Below are 14090 nucleotides of genomic sequence, written 5' to 3' on the forward strand. Positions count from 1 at the left end.
GGTCAGAGCCTTACTGCCCGTGAAGCACGCAGATCTACGAGGGCACGAACCAGGTGCAGCGCATCGTGATGGCGCGCAACCTGCCGTAGTTCCTCACTCGGGTCCGGAACGGCCGCTTGCCGCACGGCCGTTCCGGGCCTCGGCGGTGGTGCGTTCTTCGAGGGTGATGTCCACGCCGCGGACGCTGTGACGGTAGACCGGGGAGAAGCCCGCGCGGGCGAGGGCCTGTTCCTGGGACGCGGCGGTGCGGGCAGCGGCCTCGCGGGCGCCGCCGGAGAGATGGTTGCAGTCGATGCGCCAGACCCGGGGCGTGTGGGCCAGGCGCTGTTGCAGGAGGGCCGGGTCGGCGGGCAGGTCGTCCAGGGCGCCGAGCTCGGCGGCCGTCCGGGCCCTGCCCAGGTCGGGGCGGCCCGTGAAGGACTCCTTGAAGGCGGTGGCGATCAGGCCGCACCGGGCACCGCTGAAGAGAACGGCGTCCCCGGGGGCGTCGTGGATGCGCAGGGTCGTGCGCACGGCGCCGGTATCCCACGGGCGGCTGTCCTCCCGGCGTATGGCCAGGTGGGACGAGGCGAGGGGAACGGCCGTCAGGAGCACGAACAGCAGTTGCGCCCGCAGGGGGACGACGGTGAGGGCCGTCGCGAGCAGCAGGGCCAGGGCCGGCAGACAGAAGAGCAGGTAGCGGTAGGCGAACAAGGGGTGGTCGAGCGAGACGACCGCCAGGAGCAGCGGGGGGACGATCGCCCAGGGCACGCCGACGGCGAGGGCCAGGGGCGGGGCCTTGCGGCGGCGCACCACGAGGAGGGTCAGGGCGGCGAGGGCGGTGAGGGTGAGCAGGAGTTTCAGCGGGGTGGGGAGCGTGCCCTGGCCGGGGGTGAGGAGCCAGGTGAAGTAGGCGAACGGGGTTCCGGCGGTGACCGGTGCGGCGTCGCCGACGGCGGAGCTCTGGGCGGAGGCGAGGATCAGCAGCGGGACGACGGCGGCGACGCCCGCGGCCTGGGCCAGGAAGAGGCGCACGACGACGCGGCGGCCGGGGCGCAGGAGAGCCACGGTGACCGCGTGGGCGGCCGGCAGCAGCATTCCCAGCAGGTTGAACCAGCCCAGCAGGGCGATCAGCACGGCGTAGCAGACCAGCCACCGGCCCCGGGCGCGGCCGGCCAGGATCTTCACCAGGGCGCCGGTGGCCAGCACCGCCACCGCCATGACGAAGGCGAACGAGCGGGCCTCCTGCGCGTACCGCGACGCGGTCGGCAGGACGGCCAGAAGCAGCCCCGCGCACAGCCCGAGGCGCGGACCGCCGAGCAGACGCCCCAGCCACGCGAGGCCGCCCGCCGCGACGGCCACCGCCGCCGCGGAGGCCACCCGCGGCCAGAACTCGGTGAGCCCGCCGCATACCTGCCCGACCAGCCACATCAGTACGTAGTGCAGGCCGTGCACCGCGTCGACCTGCCCCAGCAACTCCATCAGCTGCGGCCAGGACCGCCGTGCCACGTCGATGGTGACGATCTCGTCCGTCCATGCGGAGGGGGCCGTGTTCCCCCACACCCCGAGGACGAACGCGACGGCGGGCGGCACCCACCCGGCCACGCGCATCCAGCGGGTACGACCGGCGGACGCACCGGATATGGCAGGCACGGCGGGAGGGGGCGAGGTGGCTGTCACGGTGATGCTTTCGTCGCTGGCGCTCCCGCACCGGGCCGGTGCGGGACGGGCGGCGAACAGCATCGCGTGTGACGCCGAGCAGGATGCGCCCCCACGTTCGTACCAGTATGTCCCATACGGGCTTGGTGCCTGCCCGGACGGTGCTCAGCCGTCCAGCGCGCCGATCGTCGCCACCGACGGCCCCCGCCGGGACCGGACGTCCCGGGAGACGGACTCCGCGTCCCGCAGCACCCGCACCGCGTTCTGCCACGTCAGCTTCGCCAGATCGGTCTCCGACCAGCCCCGGCGCAGCAGTTCCGCGATCAGGTTCGGGTAGCCGGCCACGTCCGCCAGGTCCGCCGGGGTGAACGCCGTCCCGTCGAAGTCGCCGCCGATGCCGATGTGGTCGACGCCCGCCACCTCCCGCATGTGGTCCAGGTGGTCCGCGACGGTCGCCGCCGTCGCGACCGGGCGCGGGCGGGACGCCTCGAAGGCGTGGTGGACGGCCATCGCCTCGGCGGTGGTGTCCAGGTGGTGGAAGCCGTGGGCGCGCAAGTTCTCGTCCGCCGCCAGCGTCCACTCCACCGCCGCCGGCAGGATGAACTTGGGGACGAACGTGGCCATGGCCACGCCCCCGTTGGCGGCCAGCGAGGCCAGCACGTCGTCGGGCACGTTGCGCGGATGGTCGCAGACCGCCCGCGCCGACGAGTGCGAGAAGATCACCGGCGCCTCGCTCACCCGGACCGCGTCCCGCATCGTGTCGGCGGAGACGTGCGAGAGGTCGACGAGCATGCCGAGGCGGTTCATCTCGCGGACGACCTCCTCGCCGAACCGGGTCAGGCCCCCGGCCCGCCGCTCATCGGTCGCGGAGTCCGCCCACGGGATGTTGTCGTTGTGGGTGAGGGTCATATAGCGCACGCCGAGCGCGTACAGCGAACGCAGCGTGGCGAGCGAGCAGTTGATGCTGTGGCCGCCCTCGGCGCCCATCAGGGAGGCGATGCGGCCCTCGGAGCGCGCCGCCTCCATGTCGTCCGCGGTCAGCGCGAGCCGCAGGTCGTCCGTGTAGCGGTCGGTCAACTGCCGGACGATGTCGATCTGTTCCAGCGTGGCGCTGACCGCGTCGTCGCCGGCCATGTCGCTGCGCACGTAGACGGACCAGAACTGGCCGCCCACGCCGCCGGCGCGCATCCGCGGCAGGTCGGTGTGGAGGCCGGCGCCGCTCTGGTCGGTGGCGATGTCGCGCCGGTCCAGGTCGTAGGCGACCTGCTGGCGCAGGGCCCAGGGCAGGTCGTTGTGGCCGTCGACGACGGGGTGCGCGGCGAGGAGTTCGCGGGCGCGGGTCAGCTCGTCCATCGTCACTTCCCGAATCCGAAGCCGGTGGCGCCCTCGACCTTGGCGCGCAGCCGTCGGCCCTTCTCCGTGGCCTGCTCGTTGAGCTCGTCCTGGAAGCGTCGCATCCGGTCGCGGAGTCCGTCGTCGTGGGCGGCGAGCATCCGTACGGCGAGCAGTCCGGCGTTGCGGGCGCCGCCGACGGAGACGGTGGCGACCGGCACCCCGGCGGGCATCTGCACGATGGAGAGCAGGGAGTCCATGCCGTCCAGGTACTTCAGCGGGACCGGTACGCCGATCACCGGCAGGGTGGTGACGGAGGCCAGCATGCCGGGGAGATGGGCGGCGCCGCCCGCCCCCGCGATGATCGCCTTGAGGCCGCGGTCCGCCGCGTCCTCCCCGTAGGCGACCATCTCGCGGGGCATGCGGTGCGCGGAGACGACGTCCACCTCGTACGGGACGTCGAACTCGGCCAGCGCCTGGGCGGCGGCCTCCATGACGGGCCAGTCGGAATCGGAGCCCATCACGATGCCGACAACGGGGGAACTGCTCATTCGGTGATCGTTCCTCGCAGATATCCGGCGGCATGGGCGGCGCGCTCGCGCACCTCCGCCAGGTCGTCGCCGTAGGTGTTGACGTGCCCGACCTTGCGGCCGGGCTTGACGTCCTTGCCGTACATATGGATCTTCAACCCGGGGTCGCGCGCCATGCAATGGAGGTACGCGGAGTACATGTCCGGATAGTCGCCGCCCAACACATTGGCCATCACGGTCCACTTGGCGCGCGGGCGGGGGTCGCCGAGCGGGAGGTCGAGCACGGCCCGGACGTGGTTGGCGAACTGCGAGGTGATCGCGCCGTCCTGGGTCCAGTGCCCGGAGTTGTGCGGGCGCATCGCGAGCTCGTTGACGAGCACCCGTCCGTCGCGGGTCTCGAAGAGTTCGACGGCGAGGTGGCCGACGACCCCGAGCTCCTTGGCGATCCGCAGGGCGAGCTCCTGCGCGTGCGCGGCCAGTTCGCCGGGGAGGTCCGGGGCGGGGGCGATGACCGTGTCGCAGACGCCGTCCACCTGGACGGACTCGACGACCGGGTAGGCGACGGCCTGCCCGTGCGGGGAGCGGACCACATTGGCGGCGAGCTCGCGGGCGAAGTCCACCTTCTCCTCGGCGAGGACGGGCACTCCGGCACGGAAGGGCTCGGCCGCCCCGCGCTCGTCGCGCACGATCCAGACGCCCTTGCCGTCGTAGCCGCCGCGGACGGTCTTGAGGACGACCGGGAAGCCTCCCCCAGCTACCGCTGGGGGTGCCCCCAACTCCTCCGCGAAGCGCCGCACGTCGGCCGGGTCCTCGACGATGCGGTGGCGCGGGCACGGGACGCCGATGGCGTCGAGCTTCGCGCGCATCACGCCCTTGTCCTGGGCGTGCACCAAAGCGTCGGGCCCCGGGCGGACGGGGATCCCGTCGGCCTCCAGGGCCCTGAGGTGTTCGGTCGGAACGTGCTCGTGGTCGAAGGTGATGACATCGCAGCCTTGTGCGAAAGCACGAAGGGTGTCGAGGTCGCGGTAGTCACCGATGACCACCTCACCCGCGACCTGCGCCGCAGAGTCCTGCGGGGTGTCGCTGAGCAGCTTGAACTGGATGCCGAGGGGGATGCCCGCCTCGTGGGTCATGCGCGCGAGCTGGCCGCCGCCGACCATGCCGACTACCGGGAACGTCACGCCCCCAGGGTATCCGTACGCACGACCGGCCCCGGCGGCCCCTTGGACGATCCTCCAGGGGCGGGCCGCGCCGGGGGTTCGCCGGGCGTTCATCCACACCCCGGGCCGCACCGGAACCCGCTCGCTAGCATGGAGCCTTGTCCACCGCCCTGCCCCACGCCCCGACCGCCCATCCATACGGACCCTACGGAGCCTGACGAACTCATGAGTCATCGCCTGAGTCATCGGCGCACAGTGCGTTCCCGGCTGGAGCGGGTGGCCCGCGAAATCGCCAAGTTCGGCGCGGTCGGCGCCATGGGATTCGTGGTCAACCTCATCGTCTTCAACATCTGCCGGCACGGCCTGGACCTCGCGGTGGTCCGCTCCGGCGTGATCGCCACGGCCGTCGCGATCGGCACCAACTATGTGGGCAACCGCTACTGGACCTACCGGCACCGCGACAGGAACCGGCGCAGCCGGGAGATGACGCTGTTCCTGCTCTTCAGCGGCGCGGGCCTGGTCATCGAGAACGGCATCCTGGCGCTGTCCCACTACGGCCTCGGGCTCACCTCGTCGCTCGCGGACAACATCGCGAAGAACGTGGTCGGGCTGGGGATCGGGACGGTGTTCCGCTTCTGGTCGTACCGGACGTGGGTGTTCCGGCGGACGCTGCCGGTGCGGACTGCCGAATCGTTCCTGGCGGACACGGACGCCCCGGCCGAGGTCCCGCGGCAGCGAACGAAGGCGCCTTCGCACTCCCGCTAGGCGCCACCGGCCTCAGTCCTGCTCCCCCTCCATGCTGAGGAACAGGGCGAAGACGGGCGGGCTCTGCTGGAGCAGCTCCAGCCGCCCGCCGTCCGCCTCGGCCAGGTCCCGGGCCACGGCGAGGCCGAGCCCGGTGGAGTTCCGCCCGCTGACCGTGCGCTCGAAGACCCGCGCGCCCAGGTCGGTGGGCACCCCCGGCCCCTCGTCGGAGACCTCGACGACGGCCTGGTTGCCGGTGACGCGGGTGCGCAGGGCGACCGCGCCGTCCCCGTGCGTCAGGGAGTTCTCGATCAGCGTCGCGATCACCTGGGAGACCGCGCCCGGCGTCCCCACCGCGCGCAGGCCCTGCTTGCCGGAGCGGGCCAGGGCCCGGCCGCCGGCCCGGATCGCGGGCCGCCACTCGTCGAGCTGCTGCTGGATGACCTCGTCGAGGTCGAAGGTGACGGCCGAACCGGTCTTCGGGTCACGGGAGTTGGTCAGCAGCCGCTGGACGACGTCGGTGAGCCGCTCGACCTGGGTGAGGGCGATCGTCGCCTCCTCCTTGACCGTGTCCGGGTCGTCGGTGAGCGTGATCTCCTCCAGCCGCATGGACAGCGCGGTCAGCGGGGTGCGCAGCTGGTGCGAGGCGTCGGCCGCCAGCCGGCGCTCGGCGGTGAGCATCCGGGCGATGCGCTCGGCGCTGGCGTCCAGGACGTCCGCGACCCGGTCGAGCTCGGGGACGCCGTAGCGGCGGTGCCGGGGGCGGGGGTCGCCGGAGCCCAGCCGCTCGGCCGTCTCGGCGAGGTCGGTGAGCGGGGCGGTGAGCCGGTTGGCCTGCCGTACGGCCAGGAAGACCGCGGCGATCACGGCCAGCAGCGCCACGGTGAGGATCACCAGCAGCGTCCGCCCGACCTCCTTGCTGACCGTCGCCCGGGACTCCTCGACCCGGACGGTCTCGCCGTGCTCGCCGGTCTCGGTGGAGGAGATCAGACCGCCCTCGGGGCGGCTGCCGATCTCGATGGGCGCCCGGCCGGGGATCTCGACCCGGGCGTACCGGTCGGTGGTGACCTGCTGGCGCAGCACCCCCGACTCCACCCGCTCGCCCCCGGCCAGCCGGCCCTCGACGATGCTCACCAGGCGCACGGCCTCGGACTGCACACTCTCGCGCGCGCTGTTCTCGATCGTGCGGGTCTCGACGATGACGAGCGAGATGCCGAAGACGGCGATCACGACGAGCACGACGGCCAGGGTGGAGTTGATCAGTCGGCGGCGCACGGCGTGCTTCGGTCCCGATTCTCTGGACGGCCAGTTCTTTTCGAGTCGGTTCTTTCCGGGTCAGTTCTTCTCGAACCGGAAGCCGACGCCCCGGACGGTGGCGATGTAGCGCGGGTTGGCCGCGTCGTCGCCGAGCTTCTTGCGCAGCCAGGAGATGTGCATGTCGAGGGTCTTGGTGGACGACCACCAGGTGGTGTCCCAGACCTCGCGCATCAGCTGGTCGCGGGTGACGACCCGGCCGGCGTCCCGGACGAGCACCCGGAGCAGGTCGAACTCCTTCGCCGTCAGCTGGAGTTCCTCCTCGCCCATCCAGGCGCGGTGGGACTCGACGTCGATGCGGACGCCATGGGTGGCGGTGGCCTGCTGGGGGGACTCGGCGGCGCCGCGCCGGAGCAGGGCCCGGACGCGGGCGAGCAGCTCGGCCAGGCGGAAGGGCTTGGTCACATAGTCGTCGGCGCCGGCGTCCAGCCCGACGACGGTGTCCACCTCGTCGGCGCGGGCGGTGAGGACGAGGACGGGGAAGCCATGACCCTCGGTACGCAGCCGGCGGCAGACCTCCAAGCCGTCCATGCCGGGCAACCCGAGATCGAGGACGAGCAGATCGACGTCCCCCTTGATCCCGGCGGCGAGCGCGGCCGGACCGTCCTCACGCACCTCCACCTCGTACCCCTCGCGGCGCAGGGCGCGCGCGAGCGGCTCCGAGATGGACGCGTCATCCTCGGCGAGCAGTACTCGGGTCATGGGGGTGATGGTAGTCCGCTCGGGCGCACGTCAGAGCGCACTCCGGAGCACGGGGGGCAACGGATTGCCGAACCTTCTACCACTCCCGGACCGGGACGAATGGTTCCGCCCGCGACTGTGATCCACGTCTCAACCCCCTCCAAATCGGGGCGTGGTGTGACGTATGGTTACCGGAAGTCTTGGCACCAATGGGGGATCTTCGGCACGACAGCACCGCCGAAGGTCCCCGTTGTGCACGGGCCCGGAACCCGACCGGCGAACCCCCGGTCCCGTTCCTCAGTGAATGACCTGTCGGCCGGGTCCGCCGCGCGAAGGTGCGCGGGGGCGTGGATCCCGGAGAACGGCCGCTCTGCCGGCTCCCCATCGAGGGAGGCGAACCCCAAAGGGCGTGGGGGCGAGCGGTGCCGCGACCGGTGCCGGCCAACCCCCATACGGGCGCGCAGCAGCTCCACGCGCGTCCTCGGAACCCAAGGATCGACCACATGGCGTCCAGCCTGACGAAGGAGTCAACCGCCCGGGACAACACCCCCGTCGCCGGCGGCAAGACCCTCTTCGGCCACCCCATCGGCCTGGCCCCCCTCTTCCTGACCGAGATGTGGGAGCGCTTCTCCTATTACGGAATGCGCGCCCTGCTCGTGCTCTACCTGATCTCCGGTGGCCCGGACGCCAAGTCCGGTAGCCAGGGCGGCGGTCTGGCCATGCCCGAGTCCACGTCGCTGGCCATCTACTCGGTGTACGTGGCGATGGTGTACCTGCTGGCCATGCCCGGCGGCTGGTTCGGCGACCGGGTGTGGGGCCCGCGCAAGACGGTGGCCATCGCGGCCAGCGTGATCATGTGCGGCCACCTGCTGCTCGCGCTGCCCGGCAAGCCCACCTTCTTCGCCGGTCTAGCGCTGGTGGCGATCGGCTCGGGTCTGCTGAAGTCCAACATCTCGACGATGGTCGGCCACCTCTACAACGGCCCGAAGGACCCTCGCCGCGACGGTGGCTTCACGCTCTTCTACATCGGCATCAACCTCGGTGGCCTCGGCGCCCCGCTGGTGATCGGCACCGTCGGCCAGAAGGTCAGCTGGCACCTGGGCTTCACCCTCGCCGCGGTCGGCATGGGCCTGGGCCTGGTGGCGTTCCTCATCGGCACCCGCTGGCTGGACCCCAAGAGCGCCCAGGTCCCGATGCCGCTGACCAAGGAGGAGCGGAACTCCTGGCTGCTGAAGGGCCTGATCTGGCTGGTCATCGCCGCGATCTTCTACGGCGTCGTGGTCGGCACCGGCACCTTCACGATCAACTGGGCCCTGGTCCCGATCGCCCTCATCGGCCTGATCGTCCCGATCTTCGTCCTGGCCCGCATCAAGCGGGACAAGGAGCTGACGTCGGAGGAGCAGACCAAGGTCAGCGGCTACATCTGGTTCTTCGTCGCCGCCGCCGTGTTCTGGGGCATCTTCGACCAGGCCGGTTCGACCATGTCGACCTTCGCCGAGAAGAAGACCACCGACAACGTCTTCGGCATCCACTTCCCGTCCACCTGGTTCCAGTCGATCAACTCCGCCTGGGTCCTGGTCCTCGCCCCGATCTTCGCGGCGATGTGGGTGGCGATGGCGCGCCGCAAGCGCGAGCCCAGCTCCACGGTGAAGTTCTCCGCGGCGATGCTGCTGGCCGGTGCCTCCTTCGTGCTGTTCGCCATCCCCATGGCGATGGCGACGGACGGCAAGACGGTCAGCCCCATGTGGCTGATCACGATCTACATGCTGCAGACCCTCGGTGAACTGTGTCTGTCTCCTGTGGGTCTGTCGCTCACCACGAAGATGGCGCCCCAGAAGTACGCCAGCCAGATGATGGGCGTCTGGTTCCTCGCGGTCACCGCGGGCGACTGCGTGATGACCCTGATGGCGACGGCGGGCATCGACCTCAACAGCTTCGGCGTCATCCTCGGCGAGGCGGCGGTCGCGGCCCTGGCGGGTGTCGCGGTCTGGTCGTCCCGCAAGAAGATCGAGGCCCTGATGGGCGACGTGCGCTGACGCACACGGACGAGAGGGCCCCCGGCGCAATGGCGCGCCGGGGGCCCTCCGGCGCTCTCCGCCGCTTCTGCCGCCCTTGTGGACCGCTCGGGTCCGTTTCCCTCTCCGGGCTACCCCGGGGCCGCCAGCTCCGCCCAGACGGTCTTGCCGACGCCCCCCTCGCGGCGCACGACCCCCCAGTCGAGACAGAGCCGCTGGACGATGAACATCCCATGGCCCCCGGGACGGCCCGCGCGGTGCGGGGTCCGGGGAGCGGGCTCGCCGGCGCCGAGGTCGGAGACCTCCAGGCGCAGCACCTTGGCCCCCCGGGTCACGAGCAGTTCCTCCGGCCCCCCGGCGTGCAGACAGGCGTTGGTGACGAGCTCGGAGACCACGAGCAGGACGTCCTCCGCGGCGGCGCGGTGGTCGGCGGTGAGTGCCGGCAGCCAGCCCCAGTCGACGAGCGCCTGGCGGGTGAAGTCGCGCGACATGGGGACCGCGCCGCCGACGCCGACGAGGTGCAGCCTGCGGGACGGCCCGTCCTGCCCGGAGGGGACGGCCGCCGCGGAACCGTGCGCCTCCGGGCCGGGCTCGCCCGGCGCCGGCCGGGACGGCCGGGTGGTGCTCATCAGCGCTTCACCTCACCGATTGACCGATAGAGAAGTTTGTGGAGAAGGGTCGGCCCGCCCGTGCGGGCGGATCCAGCGGGGCTCCTGCCCGGCCGCGCGCCGCGGACACCTGTGACGCGGCTCGCGTACCCCGGCCGGTGCGGCGGGTTGCTACTCGGCCAGTGCGGCGTCGAGCGTGCCGTGGACCACGAAGACCGCGCCGGCGCCGGTGATCTCGAAGACCCGGGCCACCACGGGGCGCATCGCCGCCAGGTGCACGGCCCCGCCCGCGGCCTCGGCCTTCAGCCGGGCGCCGAGCAGGACGTTGAGTCCGGTGGAGTCGCAGAACTCGAGCTGTGAGCAGTCGACCACGACGCGTGCGTTGGTCTCGGCTGCGCAACTTTCCAGAGGTTCGCGGAGCAGTTCGGCCGTATGGTGATCGAGCTCACCCCGCGGCGTCACGACGGCGCTGGCGCCGTGCCGGCGGACCTCCACCCGTAGTCGGGTCCCGCTCACGACGCCGACACCTTTTCCCTGGTATCTCCGCTTTTCATCGCGTATCCCTCCGTGGTGTGCCCGTGCCGTGCCATGCCCGCTGAGGACAGCGGAAACCCTACGCGTTCCATACGGGCGCCGAAAGTCCAACTTCCGGCATTTACTGCCGAACTTGGACATTTCAGACTTGCCAAGCCGAGGTAAAGGCCGATAGGGCTAGAGGAAGTACATCGACCACCACGGACGGCCCGGAGGCGCCGCACACCGCAGCACGAGCCCATGGCACCGGCGGCCCTACGCCGAGAACGATGGAGGAGACCATGTCACCCCGGCTCGACGAACCGCGTTCCCCCCTGATGTGCAGGACCGCCTCTCCGGAGGCCCCGGAGAGCGCCTCGTCGGCACCCGCACCGCTCCCGCCGCTCCCCGAGATCCCCCCGTACGACGAGGTGGAACCGGTCGACGCGCGGGCCCTGTCCAAGACCCTCTTCGCGCGCCTGGAATCGCTCGAGGAAGGGACGCACGAGTACCAGTACGTGCGCAACACCCTCGTCGAACTCAACCTGGCCCTGGTCAAGTTCGCCGCCTCCCGGTTCCGCACCCGCAGCGAACCGATGGAGGACATCATCCAGGTCGGCACGATCGGCCTCATCAAGGCCATCGACCGGTTCGAGCTCAGCCGCGGCGTCGAGTTCCCGACCTTCGCGATGCCGACCATCATCGGCGAGATCAAGCGCTTCTTCCGCGACACCAGCTGGTCGGTGCGCGTCCCGCGCCGCCTCCAGGAGCTCCGCCTCGCCCTCGCCAAGTCCGGCGACGAGCTCGCCCAGCGCCTGGACCGCTCCCCCACCGTCGGTGAACTCGCCGCCCACCTCGGCATCACCGAGGACGAGGTCGTCGAGGGCATGAGCGCCAGCAACGCGTACACGGCCAGCTCCCTGGACGCGCCCGCCGAGGCGGACGACAGCAGCGGCGACGGCGCCCTCGCCGAGCGCATCGGCTACGAGGACCACGACCTCGAAGGCGTCGAGTACGTCGAATCGTTGAAGCCGCTGATTGCCGAACTCCCGGCGCGCGACCGGAAGATCCTCTCGCTGCGGTTCGTCGCCAACATGACCCAGTCGGAGATCGGCGAGGAGCTCGGCATCTCGCAGATGCATGTGTCCCGTCTGCTGTCGCGGACGCTGGTGCGGCTGCGGCGGGGGCTGCTCGGCGACGAGTGACCCGTAGGGGAGTCCCTCTTCCGATCCCGTCGCCCCGCCGGGCGGCGGGGCCCGGGGGGCGGGGCGGGGCGCGCCCCCGTCCGTCGAACGATGCAGCACCCCCTCCTCCGACGGGCCGACGCAACGCCCCTTCCCCCTTCCTAGGCTGGCGTCACCGCAGCATTCCGGAAGGGGAAACCGTGATGAGCCGTGCCTCGGGGCAACTCGCCGAAGGAGTCGTCACCTTCGCCGTCGGAGCGGCGCTCAAGCTGTACGCCGCCGACGTCGACATCCCGGTCGTCGAACCCGCCAAGGTCGGCGTGGTGCTGATGGTCCTCGGCGGCGCGCTGTTCCTCATGGGAGCCGTGGGCCTGGGGCGGCGGGGACGGGCGGACTGACGCCGCCTCGGCCCTCCTACGCCAGCGCCCACTCCACCGCCGCCTCGGCGTGCAGCCGCGCGGTGGGGAAGACCGGCACCGGGCTGTCCCCCTCGTCCACGAGGAGCTCGATCTCCGTGCAGCCCAGTACGACGCCCTCCGCACCGGCGGCGACGAGACCGCGGATGATCTCCCGGTACGCGGCGCGCGACTCCTCGCGGACGACGCCCGCGCACAACTCCTCGTAGATGACCCGGTGGACGGTCCGCCGGCCCTCCTCGTCCGGGACGAGGACCTCCAGGCCACCCGCCGCGAGGCGGTCCTTGTAGAAGGCCTGCTCCATCGTGAACGCGGTGCCCAGCAGGGCGGCCTTGCGCACCCCCGCCGCGCGGACCGCGGCGGCGGTCGCGTCCGCGAGGTGCAGCAGCGGGACGGAGGCCGCCGCAGTGACCTGGTCCGCGACCTTGTGCATGGTGTTGGTGCAGAGGAGCAGCAGCTCCGCCCCCGCCGCCTCCAGCGCCTTCGCGGCACCGGCGAGGACCTCCCCCGCCTCCTCCCAGCGCCCGGCGGCCTGGAGCCGCTCGATCTCCGCGAAGTCCACGGAGTACAGCACGCACTTGGCGGAGTGGAGGCCGCCGAGCCGCTCGCGGGTCAGCGTGTTCAGCAGGCGGTAGTACTCGGCGGTGGACTCCCAGCTCATGCCGCCCAGCAATCCGATCGTCTTCATCCGCTCACCTTCGCCGCCGCGACGGCCCGGCGCAACGGACTTACGCCTGGTCACACCGCACGCACGCCCCACTTCCAGACCGCCGACACCAGCGGTACACCCGGCCGGTAGGCGAGATGGACGTGCGAGGGCGCGTCGAGGAGCACGAGATCGGCACGGGCACCGGGAGCGATCCGGCCGACGTCGGTGCGCCGCAGCGCCGCCGCACCGCCCGCCGTCGCGGACCAGACGGCCTCGTCCGGCGTCATCCCCATGTCCCGTACGGCCAGCGCGATGCAGAACGGCACGGAACTGGTGAAGGACGAACCGGGGTTGCAGTCCGTGGAGAGCGCGACGGTGACGCCCGCGTCGAGCAGACGGCGCGCGTCGGGCCACGGGGCGCGGGTGGAGAACTCCGCGCCGGGCAGCAGCGTCGCGACGGTGGAGCCCTGGGCGAGGGCGTCGACGTCCGCGTCGGTCAGGTGGGTGCAGTGGTCGGCGGAGGCGGCGCCGAGCTCCACGGCGAGCCGGACGCCGGGCCCGTGGCCGAGCTGGTTGGCGTGGACGCGGGCCTGGAGCCCCTTGGCGAGGCCCGCTTCCAGGACGGCGCGGGACTGGTCGCCGTCGAAGGCGCCCTTCTCGCAGAAGACGTCCACCCAACGGGCGTGCGGGGCACAGGCGTCGAGCATCTCGCCGGTGACGAGGGCGACGTAGCCGTCCGGGTCGTCCGCGTACTCGGGGGCCACGACGTGGGCGCCGAGGTAGGTGACCTCGTCGGTGTGGGCGGCGGCGATGCGCAGGGCGCGGGCCTCGTCGTGGGTGCTCAGCCCGTAGCCGGACTTGGTCTCCAGGGTGGTGGTGCCCTGGCGCAGCGCCTCGTCCAGGTAACGGCGGAGGCCCGCCTCCAGCTCCGCGTCGCTCGCGGCGCGGGTGGCGGCGACGGTGGTGCGGATGCCGCCCGCGCTGTAGCTCCGGCCGGACATACGGGCGTTGAACTCGGCGGTGCGGTCGCCGGCGAAGACCAGGTGGGAGTGGGAGTCGACGAAGCCGGGCAGGACCGCGCGGCCGCCGGCGTCGACGGCGTTGTCAGTGGCGGGTGCTTTGCTGGTCTCGCCGACCCAGACGACGCGGTCGCCGTCGATGACGACGGCCGCGTCCTGGAGCAGGCCGAGGGGACCCGTGCCGAGGGAGGTGTCATTGGTGACGAGACTGCCGATGTGGGTGATGGCCGTCGTGGTCATAGGGGTGTGGTCGTCCTTCACGGGATGGATGGCCTTCTGTTCCTACG

Annotated in this window: 14 protein-coding genes; 4 read left to right on the forward strand and 10 right to left on the reverse strand. The window is 71.7% G+C overall.

Annotated elements, in window-relative coordinates; genetic code table 11:
* Positions 1 to 93 precede the first annotated feature (93 nt).
* The 4 genes from AB8735_RS16120 to AB8735_RS16135 form a co-directional block, all read right to left on the reverse strand.
* On the reverse strand, positions 94 to 1632 hold the full coding sequence (locus AB8735_RS16120; RefSeq protein ID WP_372408063.1) for a hypothetical protein: 1539 nt from the start codon (positions 1630 to 1632) through the stop codon (positions 94 to 96).
* A gap of 171 nt (positions 1633 to 1803) precedes the next feature.
* Positions 1804 to 2991: a dipeptidase gene (locus AB8735_RS16125; protein WP_372408065.1), complete on the reverse strand. Its 1188-nt coding sequence runs from the start codon at positions 2989 to 2991 to the stop codon at positions 1804 to 1806.
* Between the two features lie 2 nt (positions 2992 to 2993).
* A complete protein-coding gene (purE, locus tag AB8735_RS16130; protein WP_344032162.1) occupies positions 2994 to 3521 on the reverse strand; it encodes a 5-(carboxyamino)imidazole ribonucleotide mutase in 528 nt (175 codons plus the stop codon).
* Positions 3518 to 4681, reverse strand: coding sequence for a 5-(carboxyamino)imidazole ribonucleotide synthase (locus tag AB8735_RS16135; RefSeq protein WP_372408066.1), 1164 nt, complete (start codon positions 4679 to 4681; stop codon positions 3518 to 3520). Before AB8735_RS16135 ends, purE begins: the two co-directional genes overlap by 4 nt.
* Positions 4682 to 4885: 204 nt before the next feature.
* Here AB8735_RS16135 and AB8735_RS16140 point away from each other — a divergent pair, with 204 nt between their 5' ends.
* Positions 4886 to 5425 (forward strand): GtrA family protein, encoded by a 540-nt coding sequence (locus AB8735_RS16140; RefSeq protein ID WP_344032158.1) that lies wholly within the window; start codon positions 4886 to 4888, stop codon positions 5423 to 5425.
* Positions 5426 to 5437: 12 nt separating this feature from the next.
* Here the strand turns inward: AB8735_RS16140 and AB8735_RS16145 are convergent, their stop codons facing one another.
* Both AB8735_RS16145 and AB8735_RS16150 read right to left on the reverse strand, forming a co-directional pair.
* The gene (locus AB8735_RS16145) at positions 5438 to 6679 is read right to left on the reverse strand and encodes an ATP-binding protein (protein ID WP_344033290.1); all 1242 of its coding nucleotides are present in this window, start codon (positions 6677 to 6679) and stop codon (positions 5438 to 5440) included.
* Between the two features lie 60 nt (positions 6680 to 6739).
* Positions 6740 to 7420: a response regulator transcription factor gene (locus AB8735_RS16150; RefSeq protein WP_344033289.1), complete on the reverse strand. Its 681-nt coding sequence runs from the start codon at positions 7418 to 7420 to the stop codon at positions 6740 to 6742.
* Positions 7421 to 7902: 482 nt separating this feature from the next.
* On the opposite strand from AB8735_RS16150, the gene AB8735_RS16155 reads away from it, so the two are divergent.
* Positions 7903 to 9435, forward strand: a complete 1533-nt coding sequence (locus tag AB8735_RS16155) for an oligopeptide:H+ symporter (protein WP_344033288.1) — start codon at positions 7903 to 7905, stop codon at positions 9433 to 9435.
* Positions 9436 to 9545: 110 nt separating this feature from the next.
* On the opposite strand, the gene AB8735_RS16160 is transcribed toward AB8735_RS16155, so the two are convergent.
* The gene (locus AB8735_RS16160) at positions 9546 to 10043 is read right to left on the reverse strand and encodes an ATP-binding protein (RefSeq protein ID WP_344033287.1); all 498 of its coding nucleotides are present in this window, start codon (positions 10041 to 10043) and stop codon (positions 9546 to 9548) included.
* A gap of 150 nt (positions 10044 to 10193) precedes the next feature.
* A complete protein-coding gene (locus AB8735_RS16165) occupies positions 10194 to 10538 on the reverse strand; it encodes an STAS domain-containing protein (RefSeq protein ID WP_344033285.1) in 345 nt (114 codons plus the stop codon).
* 335 nt (positions 10539 to 10873) lie between these two features.
* Between AB8735_RS16165 and AB8735_RS16170 the strand changes: the two genes are divergently transcribed.
* Together AB8735_RS16170 and AB8735_RS16175 are read left to right on the forward strand one after the other, a co-directional pair.
* The gene (locus AB8735_RS16170; RefSeq protein WP_372411855.1) at positions 10874 to 11740 is read left to right on the forward strand and encodes an RNA polymerase sigma factor SigF; all 867 of its coding nucleotides are present in this window, start codon (positions 10874 to 10876) and stop codon (positions 11738 to 11740) included.
* 182 nt (positions 11741 to 11922) lie between these two features.
* Positions 11923 to 12117: a DUF5708 family protein gene (locus tag AB8735_RS16175; protein WP_372408071.1), complete on the forward strand. Its 195-nt coding sequence runs from the start codon at positions 11923 to 11925 to the stop codon at positions 12115 to 12117.
* A gap of 16 nt (positions 12118 to 12133) precedes the next feature.
* On the opposite strand, the gene AB8735_RS16180 is transcribed toward AB8735_RS16175, so the two are convergent.
* Together AB8735_RS16180 and hutI are read right to left on the reverse strand one after the other, a co-directional pair.
* Positions 12134 to 12823, reverse strand: a complete 690-nt coding sequence (locus tag AB8735_RS16180) for an aspartate/glutamate racemase family protein (protein WP_372408074.1) — start codon at positions 12821 to 12823, stop codon at positions 12134 to 12136.
* A 50-nt stretch (positions 12824 to 12873) separates the two neighbouring features.
* Positions 12874 to 14043, reverse strand: coding sequence for an imidazolonepropionase (gene hutI, locus AB8735_RS16185; protein ID WP_372408075.1), 1170 nt, complete (start codon positions 14041 to 14043; stop codon positions 12874 to 12876).
* Positions 14044 to 14090: the final 47 nt, after the last annotated feature.

Origin of the sequence: Streptomyces luteireticuli, from assembly GCF_041519305.1 — a bacterium.
GTDB classification, from domain to species: Bacteria; Actinomycetota; Actinomycetes; order Streptomycetales; family Streptomycetaceae; genus Streptomyces; species Streptomyces luteireticuli.